The 12,809-nt window shown below is 49.0% G+C and carries 12 protein-coding genes and 3 pseudogenes; 7 read left to right on the top strand and 8 right to left on the bottom strand.

What is annotated here, in order from left to right; all coding sequences use genetic code 11:
- Positions 1–503 precede the first annotated feature (503 nt).
- Positions 504–798 (top strand): annotated as a pseudogene (locus tag ACSFC7_RS24960) (helix-turn-helix domain-containing protein); the annotation flags it as partial.
- Here ACSFC7_RS24960 and ACSFC7_RS24955 read toward each other — a convergent pair.
- From ACSFC7_RS24955 to ACSFC7_RS24930, 6 genes and pseudogenes are all read right to left on the bottom strand, one after another.
- Positions 785–1,477, bottom strand: a pseudogene (locus tag ACSFC7_RS24955) (IS6 family transposase). The pseudogenes ACSFC7_RS24960 and ACSFC7_RS24955 sit on opposite strands and share 14 nt — an antisense overlap.
- On the bottom strand, positions 1,455–2,000 hold the full coding sequence (locus ACSFC7_RS24950; RefSeq protein ID WP_436348612.1) for an Lrp/AsnC family transcriptional regulator: 546 nt from the start codon (positions 1,998–2,000) through the stop codon (positions 1,455–1,457). The pseudogene ACSFC7_RS24955 and the gene ACSFC7_RS24950 overlap by 23 nt, the downstream one beginning before the upstream one ends.
- A 26-nt stretch (positions 2,001–2,026) precedes the next feature.
- The gene (locus tag ACSFC7_RS24945) at positions 2,027–2,455 is read right to left on the bottom strand and encodes a universal stress protein (protein ID WP_436348611.1); all 429 of its coding nucleotides are present in this window, start codon (positions 2,453–2,455) and stop codon (positions 2,027–2,029) included.
- 204 nt (positions 2,456–2,659) lie between these two features.
- Positions 2,660–3,583, bottom strand: coding sequence for an NAD(P)/FAD-dependent oxidoreductase (locus ACSFC7_RS24940; protein ID WP_436348609.1), 924 nt, complete (start codon positions 3,581–3,583; stop codon positions 2,660–2,662).
- Positions 3,576–4,688, bottom strand: a complete 1,113-nt coding sequence (locus tag ACSFC7_RS24935) for a hypothetical protein (RefSeq protein WP_436348608.1) — start codon at positions 4,686–4,688, stop codon at positions 3,576–3,578. The genes ACSFC7_RS24940 and ACSFC7_RS24935 overlap by 8 nt, the downstream gene beginning before the upstream one ends.
- A gap of 20 nt (positions 4,689–4,708) precedes the next feature.
- Positions 4,709–5,287, bottom strand: a complete 579-nt coding sequence (locus ACSFC7_RS24930) for a UGSC family (seleno)protein (RefSeq protein ID WP_436348607.1) — start codon at positions 5,285–5,287, stop codon at positions 4,709–4,711.
- A 502-nt stretch (positions 5,288–5,789) separates the two neighbouring features.
- Here ACSFC7_RS24930 and ACSFC7_RS24925 point away from each other — a divergent pair.
- From ACSFC7_RS24925 to ACSFC7_RS24900, 6 genes and pseudogenes are all read left to right on the top strand, one after another.
- Complete coding sequence (locus ACSFC7_RS24925; protein ID WP_436348606.1) at positions 5,790–6,554, top strand: IclR family transcriptional regulator; 765 nt, start codon at positions 5,790–5,792, stop codon at positions 6,552–6,554.
- A gap of 922 nt (positions 6,555–7,476) precedes the next feature.
- Positions 7,477–8,484, top strand: a complete 1,008-nt coding sequence (locus tag ACSFC7_RS24920) for a Bug family tripartite tricarboxylate transporter substrate binding protein (RefSeq protein WP_436348604.1) — start codon at positions 7,477–7,479, stop codon at positions 8,482–8,484.
- Between the two features lie 48 nt (positions 8,485–8,532).
- Entirely contained in the window at positions 8,533–9,057 is a 525-nt protein-coding gene (locus tag ACSFC7_RS24915) for a tripartite tricarboxylate transporter TctB family protein (protein ID WP_436348603.1), read from the top strand.
- Positions 9,054–10,535: a tripartite tricarboxylate transporter permease gene (locus ACSFC7_RS24910; protein WP_436348602.1), complete on the top strand. Its 1,482-nt coding sequence runs from the start codon at positions 9,054–9,056 to the stop codon at positions 10,533–10,535. Before ACSFC7_RS24915 ends, ACSFC7_RS24910 begins: the two co-directional genes overlap by 4 nt.
- Before the next feature lie 3 nt (positions 10,536–10,538).
- Positions 10,539–10,967 (top strand): hypothetical protein, encoded by a 429-nt coding sequence (locus ACSFC7_RS24905; protein ID WP_436348601.1) that lies wholly within the window; start codon positions 10,539–10,541, stop codon positions 10,965–10,967.
- Between the two features lie 156 nt (positions 10,968–11,123).
- Positions 11,124–11,612 (top strand): annotated as a pseudogene (locus ACSFC7_RS24900) (IS6 family transposase); the annotation flags it as partial.
- Between the two features lie 15 nt (positions 11,613–11,627).
- Here the strand turns inward: ACSFC7_RS24900 and ACSFC7_RS24895 are convergent.
- A complete protein-coding gene (locus ACSFC7_RS24895; RefSeq protein ID WP_436348721.1) occupies positions 11,628–12,302 on the bottom strand; it encodes an IS630 family transposase in 675 nt (224 codons plus the stop codon).
- Positions 12,280–12,618: a helix-turn-helix domain-containing protein gene (locus ACSFC7_RS24890; protein WP_436348720.1), complete on the bottom strand. Its 339-nt coding sequence runs from the start codon at positions 12,616–12,618 to the stop codon at positions 12,280–12,282. The genes ACSFC7_RS24895 and ACSFC7_RS24890 overlap by 23 nt, the downstream gene beginning before the upstream one ends.
- Positions 12,619–12,809 lie beyond the last annotated feature (191 nt).

The raw sequence follows: 12,809 nt of genomic DNA, 5'->3' as shown, positions 1-12,809 counted from the left end.
CGGTTCTCACTTTAATCTGACTGCAATCGATTACACAATTCACTGTGTACGGTGGAACTGATTTATATATTGGCACTTCTCCAGACATGTTCTATATGAGATATATAACCCAGTACTACGAAATCCGGATCCGCGTCGACGGCGTACAGTCCGGAGGAGGACCATCATCGACTCGCTTCGCCAACGGCGTATAGAGTTCACGACGATAACCGATCGATGTCTCTCGAGGGACGGGGCTACCGACCGCGCCGTTCAATCCGAGAGCGAACCCTTCAGCGAAACGCGGTATTCACGACCGGCGCAAGCTCGTGGAACGTTCGAAAACGAGCTCGAAGTGTACGAGCCAGATACCGAGACCACGAGTGCTGACGGTCTGTCAGCCGATTCTCTCACGTCGTCTCTGTCTGACAAGGCGACACTTCTACCTCCTCGATATTTACTTGACGCTGGCACTGCTATAGTAGTCGTTAGAACTTTCTACTCAGACATTGTTGCTAAACACAGTGGATCATCTCGACGAGATCTCCGTCGAGGAATTGCAAGATGCCCGACAACGTGGAAGGAAAGAAGCCGATACAACGACTCTTAGCGGCAATATCGTACAAAAACGGCGTCACACAGACTGAACTAGCCGAGTGGTACGACGTTCAGCGACGGACGATCTATAGCTGGCTCAAGCGACTCAACACCGACGAGTCGCTTGAGCAGGCCGTCACTGATGCTCACCGATCTGGGAGAAAGCGAAAGCTCTCAGAAAAGGAGCAGAAAGAGTTCGAAGGCACTGTTAAATTGCATCCGCTGATTTGGCGTGTTTAATTGGCGGTTCGTTGTCGAGTGCTTGATGACTTCGGAAGTGGTTGTAGTAGGCGGTGTAGGCAGTCAGCCAGCGCTCGGCGCTGGCTTGACTGCCGTTCCAGGTCTCGTGAAATCGTCCAATACGCATTGTGAAGGTCTGAGACAGTTTCTCAACGATGTTTCGCTCAGAGTAATTGAGATCGCCACTCAGGTCAGTTCTTGCAAGAGCGGTCAGATAGCCCATCCCATCGACGAGAAACTCCGCGTCTGCGACGCGGTGTTTCTCTTTAAGTTCACGGAGGAACTGCGTCGCTGGCTTCGTACCACGACCAGGAGAAAGTCATGCGTGGAGCACGACTTTCGACTCAGTGTCAATTGCAGCGTATAGCCAGGCGTCCTCGCCTTCTGCCAGTTGCACCTGTTTCTCATCAACTGCAACACACTCTGGCTCAGCAGTGAACTCCTCGTCGTGGTAGTCTCCGTACGCCTGGTACCAGTACCAGACTGCTTGCCTGGTTCGATCGACGCCGAACCAGGCAAGCAAGTCGCTACACTCCGATAAGGATGCTGCTGACGCATGGGCCGCGCACGCCAGCCTGACCAGCCAGGCTGGCGTGCGCTCCTCGTCCAAAAATTCTACATCCTCGGACTTCGAAGGATCAAGTGGGAGTTCTTCGATCATGGACACTTGATAGAAGGGCTCCCATCTCCTTCAGCCTCGATTTAACAGTGCCCTCCTCGAGCACGTCCTTCCCGAAGTGGTTGAACGGTTGGACGTGAAGATCATTGATAAGCTGCGTGAACACAATTTCGAGATCATCGAGCTCCTCGATTCCCGCACGGGTTTCATCCGCTGCGTCGGAACCGACGGCCACCGCCTCAATGTGGATATTGTGAGAACCAGTCGTCAGTTCGCGGACGTTGATCACGCTGGAAAGTTCTAACGCCTTCTTGGTCAATTCGGTTCGTTTAGCAGTCGGTGCTTGACACACCATGAACAGGTGAAGTTCGAACCCAGCCTCCGTGTAATCGAGTTCAGGATGGTAGCCACGAATCACGCCCTCCTCAAGGTAGTCGATGCGGTTTCGCACTGTGCTGGCCGAGGTCCCGACCATATCGCCCATGTCTGCGGCAGTCGCCTCACGTGCGTTCGCCTGGAGCGCATGGAGAATGCCTCGATCAACGTCGTCGAGGTTTTGAACCATACACCCATTCTACCGAATAGAGATACCTACGGTTCTATAGAGGATACAACCGGTGATTCAGCGTTCAAGAGTATGGATTGAGCAACGCTTCCGAAGATCACTTTTCCAGCTGGTGACCGTTTCCGACCTGTAACCACAATATATCTAGCATCTTCCTCATCAGCGTACTTTACAATCTGATCTGCTGGGTCCCCAATCAGCCCAATGGTCTCATAGGGGGTTGTAAGATTTGCCGCCGCGTCAGACGCAATATCCTCTGCTACTTTCCGAACTTGATCCGGGTCCATCGCACTACCTGTTTCATCCATACTTGTTCTTTCCAGATCCACAAAATCTGAACGAGTTAACACGTGAACGACATGGATTTCATCATTAAAAGCAACTGCCAGCACTTCAGCTTGATTAATAACAAGATCTGCACGATCAGACCTATCTACTGCGGCAATGATTACCATAGTATCTTATTGAGAATGAAGGGGTTTCAATGTATCCCTTGTTTAGCCTTAGTTGGTGAAGATTACGAACAACAACAGGCAGGCTTGTAGGAAGTTTGATAGCTATCGATTAGGGCGTCGTCACCATATTGGCGACAGAGATGGCATATTACCGGTGATAGGTAGATATGCAGTCTTCATTCCGTATTCGTATACTCTCAGTTATTAGAGATTGTCTTTCGCCGCTTTAACCGCAGTAATACCGTCACCGACAGCGGATGCTACTGTTTGGGAAGAATACTGGCGAACATCCCCAATTGCAAATATGCCATCAATTTCAGTTTCCATCTTTGCGTCAACTTTGACACGTCCATCGTTGTCAAGTAAGCCTGTCCCCTCTATAAATTCTGAATTTGGCTCAATTCCAGTATGAACATAGAGGCCACCGACTTCTTCAACTTTCTCCGTGTTATCTTCTGCATCTCGCAACTGGAGGGACTTGAGGATATTGTTTTCCCCATTTATCGAGATCAATTCTGTATTTGTCTCAATAGTGAGATTGGGGGTAGACGCCGCTTCATCTTGAAGAGGTGAATTTGCTGCTAATTCAGAATTGGGCTCTATCACAATTACTTCTGAAGCGAAATCAGCAAGATGCAGTGCATCAATAATCGCATGGCTATTTCCGCCCGCAACGGCAACAATTTCATCTCGGTATAGTGGCCCATCACATTCTGCACAGTGGAAAATCCCGTATCCGAGATACTGTTCTTCCCCGGGAATTCCGAGCTGTTTCGGTCGACCACCAGTTGCGACAATTACGATATCCGCGAAATATTCTCCACTAGCTGTTTGTACGGTGTGGGGGGTGCCCGGACTAATTGCGTTAACTTCGTCTAACAAAACTTGTGACTCATACTGGTCTAAGGCTGTAGTTAGTTTAGAACGGAGATCAGTACCCGCAATCCCATCAGGGAATCCTGGGAATCCACGTATTTCGTGCCGGTTCATCAATTCACCACCGATACTTTCCTTTTCGAAGAATATCGTCTCTAGGCCATCACGTACGGCATAAAGCCCCGCTGTGAGACCGGCGGGTCCGGTACCGATGATGATGACGTCCTGCTTCTTTTTGTTGGGTTCAGTCATAAAATTGGGAGGCCTGATACCAATCTCGTTCGAGCGTGTGACTGTATTTCTCTAGGAGATCTTCCCAGTTCTCAGGGAACTCTATTTTCTTTGTTACTGGTGGTCCTAGTGTTGGACCAATTGTGGCATTAAACCGCCCGCCACCGCCGATAGTCAATATATCCACGTACTCTGGGTCATGAATCTGGGGGAGTTGAAGGCTCGGTACCTTCCCATCATCGACTTGCTCCATTTCGTTATCTCCCCACTTTCCTCTTGCGTATTTATTCGTCGAAATATATGAATTATCACATATATATTCTTTTACCTCCTGCTTGCTGAGACCCGCATTGCTTAGCTCCTCAGCGTTATAGGGGCAGAGCACTTGCATCACTTTCTTTTTCCGATCAGCAATGGCGCCACCAGTCATCCCAGTAGACATATGATAGACCATCCCCTCGAGAACATGCTTAGCGTCATTCTGGTGGGGAGTCCATGGAATGAAAGCGTTAGGCCCTGCAAGCGTGATCGTACTCTCTTCTTTTTCAAAACCATGAGTTACATGGTATGGTTCCCAGGGGGTCTGCTCTTCATTTTCACCAGCAACCATGCTATATTTGAAGGGGTTGCCGATTGTTGCCATATCCTTTTCTCCTGGATGAATTTGGGTAGTATTCTTATATGCAAGGCCGAGGGCCCGTCCGATAACCATATTCGAGCGGAAGCCCGGACCAAAGGCGCCAGTACCGCTTTGAATATCGATATCGTTCCGAATTGGACCATTGAGAATCCACATGTAGGCCCAGCTGCCGGTACTAACCGAAAATTGGACACTGTTTGATTCCGGGTCTGCTAATGCCTTTGCTCCTGCAACTAATACCGGCATGTGAAGGGGACTACACCCCGCCATAACGCCATTTGTAGCGAGTCGTTTTACGGTAAGAGGATTATCTTTGTTACCGAGCCGACCGATTACATGGTCAGCGGGTAAATCGGTTCCAGCGAGCATTTCCTCTACTCGCTCACTTGTGGGAGTGTTTATCGGGAGACCGTCAGTGGCTCCTTTCTTATATAGCGAATTGTCGATCTCTTCCAGCGATTGCAGGTGATTTTGTTGTTCCGACATGGATAACGTACTAGTCTTTGTTAGGCGTCAGCGTTTCCGCGTTCCTTCTCAGTTAGCGGTTGAGTCAATTCGTCCTCAATCGCTTCGATTGCTTCAGGGGTCAATTTCTCACTGATGCGGTCCTCATCTTGTACTTCCGCGCGAACGGGGATCTTGGAGTATCGGAGAGGCCAGTCCCGCTCAATAGCATTCGATCTCCAGTCCAGTTCGAATCCTTCATCAATGAGGCCAACCGCAGGAGTTCCAACTTCCTCAACTTCTTGAATACCCCACACGAGGAATTTTGTGCAGGATCCACAATCACCAATCGCACCGATAACGCAGTCCAGATCACGAGCCCATTCACCAACTTCTGCGAGCTTATCTGGATCTTTTGCCCAATTCAGGTGCTCCATCGAGTAAGTGCTGATTGTGATATCCGAGTATTTCTCCTCGAGTTTCTCCTCTAGAACGTTCAGGATGGGCTCTGCAGCCAACTTTGCATTATCGTACAATCCAACATGTTTCCCCTCTAGACCATCAATCCGAGCCGACAAGGCGTTAAGTTCAGACGACTCATCAGGCGAGTCTGACGCCGAAGTTGGATCTACTACATCCATGATAGCATAGACCAACTCCATAGTTAAAGTCCTTTCGGCGATACTAGCAGGTTCCTGGAGGAGATTGATGCTGGTTTTCTAAGCCCAGTTCATATCGATATATCTTGAAATGAAAGAATCCTAGAGCACTAGCAATCAAAAATCTACAGGTAGTACAGACTCTATTGGCGAATCTCTAATCCGGATATTCCAGCAAGTGTTCTCCACAATCATCGCGTCTATCATTAGTGCACGTGACAGTCCATGATTCGAAGAGTGAAACCATTTGAATAATCTCAAATATTCGGGCTAACTCCAAATCCCCTCTTGAGTGTAGGTATAGAGCTCTCACAACGGTTCCAGTCCTCCACCCCAAAGACGATTAGAACTGTAGTCCACGTGAACGAGGGCAAAGAAACCGCTGTATAGAAAGGATAGGGCTCTTAACATACCGAGACTGATATGGATGAATGTCCACCGAAAGATATTCGGGAATGCGGGATAATATATAGGCAGAAGAATAGTGGATTCAGTAAAATCACGGGCGAAAACGACTGAGACATCACTTGAGATTGTTGATGGTCTCTTAGAATTGGGTGGGGCCACAATTGATGAGCTCTCCGAATATATGGGACTTGCTCCAAGTACGGTTCACCGGCATCTTGTCTCGCTTAGGGAATATGGCTATGTAACGACCACAGGGGACAAATACAGGGTAGGACTACAATTCCTTACAATTGGAGGGTACATCCAGCGTCAAATCACAGAATTTCTGACGATAAAGGACAAAGTTGATTCTCTAGCTGAGGAGACGGGAGAACGGGCACAATTCATCGTCGAAGAAAACGGAGAGCGAGTATACCTCTATACGGAAGTCGGTCAGAGCGCGGTCCAAACAGGGGCATATCTCGGAAAGCGAGGCCCAATTCACACCAGTGCAGCCGGGAAAGCTATCCTTGCTGAACTTCCGCAATCACGCGTAAAAGCAATAATTAACGAACAGGATTTGCCAACCCCGACATCGAATAGTATAGCGGATCGAGAAGAACTGTATGAATCCTTGGAAGACATTCGAGATCGTGGCTACGCGGTCAATAAGCAGGAAACGACAGAGGGGGTACATGCGATTGGTGCAGCTATTACAAATGGGAAGGGGAGTCCGATTGGAGCCTTGAGTGTATCTGGTCCCGCGAATAGGATTACAGAAGATCACCTTGAGAACGATTTGCGAGAGCTAGTTCTAGGAGTTGCTAATGAACTAAACCTTCACGTGAAACACGCTGTTTAATCCTCATCCGTGATTCTGTAGTTGTATTCAAAGAGTATAGGGTAAGTTAGGGACAGACACTTAATTACAGTCATATGCTTGTAATTCCTGGGAGGTTGTTACTGACACACTTCCAAGGGTCCCATTATTTGGGATGCACTAATACTCTGTCTCCTCGGATCGTCGCCATACTACGCTGAGTAGACCGGTATATCCGACTATATAGGATATTAAGGGTGTCAGAGTCTAAAACGAAGCCAGAACCAGTCGTTTACTGTACCCAGATTAGACAGAACACCTCAAAAGCTACAACTCAATATTTCACTAGGCAGCGACACCCAGCCTAGTGAAAGCTTCTGTTCTGAAAGATAGTGAGCTCGGAATCAGCTACCATTCTGCCTACCTAGACGACACACCGGCGTTCTAGTCATCAAGTGTATCGGCCGAAGAATTGCAGTCAATGTATTCGGTCAATCCCACAAAGAGATAACACAGATACACTATCCCCGGGGTTCTAACAATTTTCACGAAATCTTCCCTCTAGCTTGTCATCCGCAAATAAAATTCAATCGGGTGCGTACATGCGAGGAAACCCAGAGTGGCATCGCCACAGCTTCCGCCCTATGTCGATTAGTTATTGATAATAGATGGTGGACTCTCGAAGCGACGGATCGTCATTTGTCCAGGACACTTCGCTTACGGTGAGTAGGTGTGATAACAAGACTATCTTGTCGGAAAGCATGCTCCCACATCTCACCTTGGTCAGCGGATATTTCTCTCTACAGATTCACCCATTGGATAGGAATCGCCATTGGTTGAGGTCGTTTGAATTATCAAAGCGGCTGATTACGTCAGACAAGGTAAATCTATGTCTGCTCATCAATGAACGACCACATTTGACACCGGCGATGGTTTTATTATGTGTGGTACTATGTGTGAGTGTATGACGATAAACCGTCGTAGATTCCTGAAAGGCAGCGGTACTGCTATAGCCGTAACTGGGCTTGGTACTCTTGCCGGGTGTATCGGAAGTGATGGTGGAGATGACTACCCCACTAAAACGATTGATTTCATCGTCCCCTTTGGGGCTGGTGGTGGGTCCGACATCTACGCCCGTGAGTTAACCCCACTTATGGAAGAGGAACTCGATGGTTCGATACAGGTTAACAATCAGCCGGGAGGCGGGCAGTGGGTAGGACTGAGTACGATTGCTACTGCACAGCCGGATGGGCACACAATTGGTACGTGCGTTAATAATTCAGCAGCAATAGCTGCACTGATGAACCCACCGGAAGTCGACCCAGAGAGCTTAGATATGCTCTGTGGTTTTGGCACAAGTCACACCATGCTTGTCACTTCCCCGGAGCATGACGAGTTCGAAAACGATGTGGAGGCGGCTTTCGACGCCGTCCGAGATGGGACTGTCGATGGGACCGTCGCCTTATTGGGGGGGTCAAAGACTCACATCCAGGCAGATGTACTAGCGGATGAATATGATATCCCGATTGAGCCAGTCGGATATGATGGTTCTGCAGACGTAAGCCAGGCCGCTGCGAGTGGAGAGACCACATTTGCGGCCCCAACTGATTCCGGTGCTATACCAGTTATCGAGGAGGGAACAGTCATTCCGGTCGGTGCCTGGCAAGACACCCGATCGCCCGCATTCCCAGATACGCCATCAATTACTGGGGACTTCGACTATGGTATGCCAAACACGCTCACAGCAGCGAGCACCCGCCCAGTTGTCGCTCACACCGACACACCACAAGATATCAAAGATCAACTCGTAGACGCTACGGAAGCAGCTGTCTCCTCCGACGAGATGCAAAGTTGGGCTGAAGAAAGTGGCCAAAATGCGGAGTTCCTCCCCCCAGATTCTGATATACTCCAAGCGACGTGGGAGGATACGTTCGAAACTCTCCCCGATGACGTAGACCTGAGCCAGTACTAGCAATAGTACTATTTTAGAATTGAAAGACTCCAACCAAATTATACAAATATGAACTACAGAGCATTAGAGGTCATTGATGACGACCGAACAATTGCCGTTTTATTCTTGGTCATCTCGTCATACACCTTTGTCAAAAGCTATTCTTTCTCAGAAGAAGCAGCAATGTGGCCACGGTATATTTCAATAATTGCCATGGTGGGTTCGATACTTATCCTTGCCCAAAACAAACTCCCTGGTGTGCTAGAAGCTGTGATAAAGGAAGATAGCCAGATGTTGGACCGAGACCAGGACTTCGGTAGTGAGGACGAACAGTCACCAGATGCGGTATTTAAGATCGAGAATGCAGCTTTTACAACGATAGCAATTATCGGATTTGGCGTTTTAATATTAACAGTTGGGTATTTGATCGGGACAATTGCATTTCTTATAGCGTTCTCTCTTTATTTCGATATCGGATACAAAATGACGCTATTATTCCTAGCTATCTCATTTTCTGTAATATACGTAGTTGGGATTAATCTAAATATACCAATCTATGAAGGATTGTTCTTGATGTCCGGGGGGATTCTATGATTGATGCCCTCTCTCAGGGAGTATCTCTGATATTTAGCTGGCCAACAATTGGATTTGTAATTCTCGGGCTTTTAATCGGAATTTTCCTGGGAATGATTCCAGGTATCGGGCCTGCAGTTGGCATGACTCTGGCGCTGCCCTTCACTGTCGTAGTAGATGGTGTTACAGCCTTTGTTCTATTGATGGGCATGTACATGGGTGGTACGTATGGTGGAAGTATCTCAGCAATTCTGATGAATGTCCCTGGAACGGCAGCTTCTGCAGCTTCAACCTTTGAAGGGTATCCAATGTCCCGACAAGGGTATGCGCTAAATGCTCTGGCAATCTCAGCCACAGCTTCTGCAATTGGAGGTGCTATTGCCCTAATCATATTAGTCGCAGTAACGCCGATAGTGATAGAGATCGTTTTAGCGTTTGGCTCTCCAGAGAACGTTATTGTCGCCTTCTTCGGACTTGCGATGATTACAGTCGTTGCTCGGGGGTCACTAGTGAAGGGAATCACTGCGGGGATGATTGGCATACTACTTAGTACGGTCGGCCTTGCTGGCACCGGAACTGATCTCCGCTATACCTTCGATACGATCGTCCTCTATGATGGTGTGAACCTCATTGCAGTCATCCTTGGGCTATTTGCGGTCGCTGAAATGATTAAGCTATCCGGAGAATCCGGGCAGATAGCCCAAGGTGATTCGGAATTGGAGGGATCTGTTTCAGAAGGAATATTAGAAGTATTCAGTCGCCCAAAAGCAGTTCTGAAATACGCACTACTCGGTACTATAATTGGGTTCATTCCGGGCGCAGGTGGCTCCGTGGCTAACTTTATTTCCTATTCAGAAGCCGTTCGATCGGGCGAACAAGATACATACGGCGAGGGGAATCCTCATGGCTTGATAGCTACTGAGACATCAAATAATAGTGCAATAGTTGGAGCTCTCCTTCCGACGCTGTCATTCGGCATTCCCGGTAGTGTCCTTTCTGCAATCCTGCTAGGAGCGCTAATAATGCACGGGATACAACCTGGTCCGGCATTATTCGGCAGTGATCTGAATATCACGTTTAGTTTCTATGTTGCATTAGCTATTGGGACGGGTATTGTAATCCCAGTTGTTGGGCTATTAGTTGTCACGCGGTTCGGTGCTCTAACTAAAGTTGACACGAAATACATTATCCCAGTCGTAGTCGTATTGTCCCTATTTGGAACATATGCAATCAGGTACAACTGGTTCGACGTGCCAACTGCAATTGTGATGGGGATATTTGGCATTTTTATGTCGAAGCACAATTATTCACTCATCGCGCTCATCTTGGGAATGATTTTGGGGCCAATTGCCGAAAACAATTTGAACCGGACGATACAGTTATCAGATGGTTCTCTTTGGATATTCGTTGAAAATCCGATCTCATTCCTGATGATTCTAGGAACTATATTCTTCCTAGTCCTACCCATTATTAATAAAAAAAGGAAGGGGGTAGATTAAGTCATGGAAAAAGTCGAAGCCACGCAATCATATGAGGTTCCAGCGGATAGGGTTCGAGAAGAGCTGTCACCGCGTACAATTATCGAATATCAAGGAACATTCGATGTAATCTCCGTTGAAGAGATCAAAGAAGAGTGGATTGTAACGACCAGAAACGAAGAAGTAGACCCCAATATTGATGTAAAGTTCAAGTTCGCCGAGACAGAATTCGGATATACATATAAGCAGATAGAGGAGGGGGTATTTGACGAGCTAATAACCGAGATAATCATCCATAGAGAGGGAGACACTACAACAGTTACCGTACAATCGTGGTTCACCTTTGGAGGAGTATTCGCTTATGTGAAAGATTGGCTTACAACAGCGCCTCGTCGAGAAGAGATCCAACGACTATTCGCTAATCTCGCACAGAACGTATCAAACAAAGATTAAGTTAAATTAATACTATCAGGAGGTCGAATGAGTGAGGGTAATGACCGTGACCGTCGTTCAAAATCAGAATCCCAATCCGCTAAGTTAGCAATAAAAGGAGTTGGGCACTGCTAGACTGAGGCTGAACTGAATGGAGTTCCTCACTGATAACGGATGCTGATCGAGGAACTCCACGTTGACGTAGCGGGTTCTTCGGATGTACCGTTTTTGGACAGCGACCAGACGCGCACGCCAGCCGGGGTCATCCGGCTGGCGTGCGCTGCTCATGCCGCATCAGCCTCCTTAGCCGAGTGTCGAGACCTCTGTGAGTGGTTCGGCGTCAGTCGAACCCGAGCAACGATTCAGCACTGGTACCAGTCCTATGCTGACCACTACGAGCAGAATTTTACCGTTGAGCCTGACCGCGTTGCTGTCGATGAGAAACAGATCCAGCTTGCAAACGAACAAAAAGCGTGGCTGTACGCCGCGATCGATGTGGAGTCGAAAGTCGTGCTGCATGCACGACTTTCGACGAATCGAGGCCGTGATCCGGCTGAAACGTTCCTCGATGAACTCAAAGAGAAACACCGCGTCGCCGACGCGGTGTTTCTCGTCGATGGGATGGGCTATCTCACTGCTCTCGCCCGAACCAAGCTCAGTGTAGATTCAACCGTATTCTTGCTAGTTCTCCTCGATTTCAATTTCAACCGGATAGAATCGGCGTAGCTTGATCCGTACGTCATCGGTGGTGAACTGCCAATCGATGAGTCGGTCAGCCGCGTTCCGACGAGCCTGCCACGCAGCGACCCCCGAGCGGAGGGTCGCTGCGTGGTAGATCCGGCGATCGAGACACTGATGTTTGAGCACTCCCAGTTCGATCTCAGCCATGTTCAACCAACTGCCGTTCTTGGGAACGTAGTGCAATTCGAACCGATTGAGATAGTCTTGCGCCTCATCTGGCGGGAAAAACTGATAGAATCCGGCGGGATTGTGCGTGTTGAGGTGATCGACCACAACCCGGATGCAGTCCACATCCGGGTAGTGGTCATCCGCGAGTTCGACCATCCGGTTGATCCATTCGATGGTACGTCGCCGCTCGGTGATCTCGACGGTGACCCAGCCGGTCAACGGTTCCGTGGCGAGATGGATTCGCTGTTTCCCGTTGCGTTCGTAGCGGTGATCGACACGTGCGACCGCTCCCGGGCGCGCCGGGAGCGGGTCGCTCTCGTGGCCACGGAGTGCTTTGCTGGACTCATCGAAGCAGATGACTGGCCGGTTCTCGTCGTACGGTTCGTGGTAGAGGTCGAGAACGTCCTCCATGTAATAGACAAAGTCAGCGTCCTGTTCGGGTAGAATCGCCCAGTAGTCGGAGAGATGCGGTTTCAGGGTGTTTTTTTAGACGCTGTCGAACGGTTTCGTGAGAGATCGACTCGAAGTCAATCTCATCGAGGGTCACGAGTTCGTCGGCGAGGAGATGAAGTGTCCAGCGAGAGTGTCCTTCTGGGGGCTCGCTACAGGCGAGTTTGATGAGGTGGGCTTCGGCTTTGCCGTCCATCTTAAGGTCATACTCGCGGTCGGGATTGCGGCGATGGATCGCCGCGAGCCCTCGCTCACAGTAGTTTTTGCGTGCGGTGTAGGGCGTCCCGATTGAACAGCCGAGGTGCTCACAGATTTGAGCATCTGTGAGCCCCTCATCAGCTTTCAGGAGGATACGAGCTCGGGTGATATCTTCGGCCTTGCGGTCACCGGTCGAAATGAATCACTCGAGCGTTCTGCGTTCTGTGTCAGAGAGTTCAACAACGTGCGTCTTTCTGCTCATTCCTGTAGAGAGGCGCTCAGAGAGCATAAACTAGCGAGTACAAA

It is taken from the genome of Natronorubrum halobium, from assembly GCF_051351675.1.
Classification (GTDB): Archaea; Halobacteriota; Halobacteria; order Halobacteriales; family Natrialbaceae; genus Natronorubrum.
Note: the sequence above shows the minus strand (reverse complement) of the source record. Positions and strands in the feature narration are given on the sequence as shown.